The following is a 3,578-nucleotide window of genomic DNA, read 5'->3' as shown; positions in this document are numbered from 1 at the left end:
CCCCTCCCTCATCCCCCGGGGATTCGCGCCCATGCTCGCAGGTATCGTCCTCCTCCTCGTCACCGGCTCGGTTTTCTTCTTCAGCCTGGTGATCTTCAGCGTCCTGTCGAAGGCGTATGAGCAGTACCAGGAGCGGTACGTCGCCAAGTCGATGAACGACTTGAGCGACATGTTCCTGTTCATCGACGCGCGGCAGATGTTGATCCTCAACATCGCCTGCATGTGCCTTCTGGGCATCCTCAGCTACATCATCTTCAACCCCATCCTCGCGGTGCTTTCGACCATCTTCGGCTTCTTCCTGCCGATGCTGCTCGTGAAGCACTACCGCAAGCGCCGCATCAAGAAGTTCAACGTGCAGCTGGTGGACGCGCTGCAGGCCATGGCCAACGCTTTCAAGGCCGGCCTCACGTTCCCGCAGGCCATCGAGCACGTGGCGCGCGAGGCGATGCCGCCCCTGTCCCAGGAGTTCGGCCTCTTCGTGAAGGAAGTGAAGCTGGGCGTGCCCCTGGAAGAGGCCCTCATCAACATGGGCAAGCGCGTGGGCAGCGACGACCTGGAGCTGGTCGTGGTGTCCACCAACATCGCGCGCCAGCTGGGCGGCAACATGGCGGAGATGTTCGAGACCATCTCCACGGTCATCCGCGAGCGCTTCCGTCTGGAGGGCAAGATCGACGCGCTGACGTCCCAGGGCAAGCTCCAGGGATGGATCGTCGCGGCCATGCCGGCGGTGCTGGGCATGGTGCTCAACTACATGCGTCCGGACCTGATGGAGCCGATGATGAACCACATCTTCGGCTACATCCTGGTGACCCTGATCGCCATCATGGAGATCATGGGCATCCTCATCATCCGGCGCATCGTCAACATCGACATCTGAAACGAGGCGCACCATGCAGGAGGTCCTGACATATCTGCTGATGGGCGGCTCGGCGCTGCTGACCGCGGGCGCGGTCGCGTTCCTGGGCATCGGCCTGTACACCAACATCCTGGAGCGCTTCCTCACGGAGGTCCGGGACGAGTCCGCGGGCGGCATGAAGGGCGCGGGCTCCGTCGCCATCCGCAAGCTGGGCGCGATGAACCGGCGCTTCATGTGGCCGGGCTACGAGTCCAAGACGCGCCGCAAGCTGATCAAGGCGGGCGAGCCGTCGCAGTACAAGCCCGAGGACATCATGGCGCTGCAGGAAGTCAGCGCCTTCTTCGCGCTCCTGGCCGGCCTGTTCGTCGTCAACGGCATCGGGATGAACCTGGCCTGGTCGCTCCTGGTGATGCTCCTGGGCCTGTTCTATCCGCTCATCTGGTTGAACGATCAGGTGAAGCGCCGTCACCTGGCCATCAGCCGCGCGCTTCCGTACAACCTGGACCTGCTGACGCTGTCGGTGGAAGCGGGCATGGACTTCACGGGCGCGCTGGCGAAGGTGGTGGAGAAGGGCCGCCAGGGCCCGCTGCGTGAAGAGCTGCAGCTGGTGCTCAAGCAGCTCAAGATGGGCAAGACGCGTGAAGAGGCGCTCAAGAGCATGATTGTGCGCGTGGACCTGCCGTCGCTGACGACGTTCGTCACGGCGCTGATCCAGGCGGACAAGATGGGCACGAGCCTGGGCAAGGTGCTGCGCATCCAGTCCACGCAGATGCGCATCGACCGCACGCAGCGCGCGGAGAAGCTGGCGGGCGAGGCACCGGTGAAGATGCTGTTCCCGCTCATCGCGTGCATCTTCCCCACGGTGTTCATGGTGCTCTTCGGGCCCATCGTGTTCCAGTTCATGTTCGGCAACGTCGGGGGCTAGTCCTCTGCCCATCCTGCTCACCATCACCCAGGGGCTCCAGGTTGGAAGGGAGCTCGCCTTCGAGCAGGCCGAGGTGAAGATCGGCCGGACCTCGGAGAACGACCTGGTGCTGCATGACCACGGTGTCTCCCGGCGTCATGCCCGCATCACGGCGAAGGGCGGCCGCTACTTCGCCGAGGACGTGGGCAGCGCGAACGGCACGCAGCTGAACGGCCAGCCGCTGGCCGGCGAGAAGCAGCTGCGCGACGGCGACCGCATCACCGTGGGGCCGGTGGAGTTCACCTTCGTGTGGGTGGCGCCGGAGGATGACGACGACGTCACCCGGCCCATCCGGCGGGTGCTCGCGCCGCCCAACGCCAGGGTGTCTCCGCAGGGCCTGGAGCAGGCCTCGCTCGCGGAGATCGAAGCGGCGCCCACGAGCTACCAGCAGTCCATGCCGGCCATGGCGAGGCCGGCCGCCCCGCCGCAGCGCAGCTCCGTCCCGGACCTGCCGTCGGTCCAGACACCGGCCAGGGCACCCGCGGGACCTCCCGTGTTGGCGCCTTCCGCGAAGGCTCCGGCTCCGGCGGGACCTCCTGTGCTGGCTCCCCCGAATGGCGCGGCCCCGGCTAGGCCTGGACCTCCGGTGCTGGAGGCCTCCGCGCCGAATGCGGCGAAGGCTCCGGTGAACGGGGCCTCCACTTCGGGACGCGCCTCCGCGCCTGGGCTGCCCGCGATGGGGGCGTCACCGGCGAGCAAGGCGGCCGCGACGCCTCCGGTTCCGGGCGCCACCGCGCAGGGACGAAGCTCCGCGCCGGGGCTGCCCGCCGTCGCCGCTCCGCCCGCCAACAAGCCGGGGCAGGGGGCTGCTCCGAACCTCGTTTCGGGTCCTCCGGTGCCGGACGCTTCCGCGTCGAACAAGGCCTCGGGCTCTTCCTCTGCCCGGTCGTCCGGACCGGCGCTGCCGGCGCTCGGCGGTCCGGTCCCGGCGCCCGCCCCCATCACGGCGCTGGAAATGCCCGTGGTCGAAGCTCCTGCCGCTCAGGCCCCATCGGCTCCCGAGAAGCGGAAGGGCGTCACGAGCCTGCCGGAGGCCGGTGCTCCCGCCCTCAACCGTCCTTCGCTGGGACACGGCCCCCCGCGCGCGGCGGCTCCCGCGTCTGGCCTGCCGGTGATGGCGCCGCCGGGGCTCATGGCTCCGCCGCCGCCCGCACGGCCTACCGCGCCGCCTGCCGTGGTGGACCTGACGCCGGTGCTTCTGGACGAGCCCGAAGAGCGCACGCTGATGGCGATTCCCTCCGTGGATTCGCTCGGGCCCGCCTCCGCGCCGGCGCTCCTGCTGCCCATCCCGGACCTGGACGAGCCCGAGGAGCGCACGCTGATGGCGATCCCGGCGACCCCGGAAGCGCCGCCCGTGCAGGAGGCTCCACCCGCGCTGCCCCCGCCGTCGATGGAGGAGCCCGAGGAGCGGACCGTCCTCGACCTCCGGCCCATCACGCCGGTCAGCCCGCTCGTGGCTCCTCCGGTGCGCATCGCGATCGCGGTGCCGCCTGCTCCCGCGCAGGACTCCCAGGAGCCCTCGACCTTCGTCGGCCAGGACGACGACCTCTCCTCGGCCCCCGAGGAGACCCGTGCCTCGGGGACCTTCGCGGGCCCGGCGGCGATTCCTCCCGCCCTGGTGCCCGCTCCTGCCTGGAGCCCTCCCGTCCCGCCGCCTTCGCCGGAGCCGGCGACGTTCGTGGGCGACCGGGAGCGCGCGCAAGACGCCTCGACGCTGGATGCCGGCCCGCTCCTCGAGGAGATGGCCCTGCTCGCCCC

Annotated in this window: 3 protein-coding genes; all 3 read left to right on the top strand. The window is 69.3% G+C overall.

Annotation, left to right across the window (positions count from 1 at the left end):
* Positions 1-877 (top strand): type II secretion system F family protein (locus D7X55_RS37405; RefSeq protein ID WP_233610304.1); only part of this gene is annotated, 877 nt, incomplete at its 5' end.
* Positions 878-890: 13 nt separating this feature from the next.
* Complete coding sequence (locus tag D7X55_RS37400) at positions 891-1,781, top strand: type II secretion system F family protein (protein WP_120546687.1); 891 nt, start codon at positions 891-893, stop codon at positions 1,779-1,781.
* Positions 1,782-1,854: 73 nt separating this feature from the next.
* A partial coding sequence (locus D7X55_RS45605) for an FHA domain-containing protein (RefSeq protein ID WP_304988915.1) occupies positions 1,855-3,578 on the top strand: 1,724 nt, incomplete at its 3' end.

Origin of the sequence: Corallococcus sp. AB049A (assembly GCF_003668885.1) — a bacterium.
GTDB classification, from domain to species: domain Bacteria; phylum Myxococcota; class Myxococcia; order Myxococcales; family Myxococcaceae; genus Corallococcus; species Corallococcus interemptor.
The sequence above is the reverse complement of the archived record's forward strand: the minus strand, read 5'-3'. Positions and strand labels throughout refer to the sequence as shown.

Coding starts and splice junctions, on each gene's coding strand:
- D7X55_RS37400 (WP_120546687.1), top strand. CDS start 891: ATGCAGGAGGTCCTGACATATCTGCTGATGGGCGGCTCGGCGCTGCTG.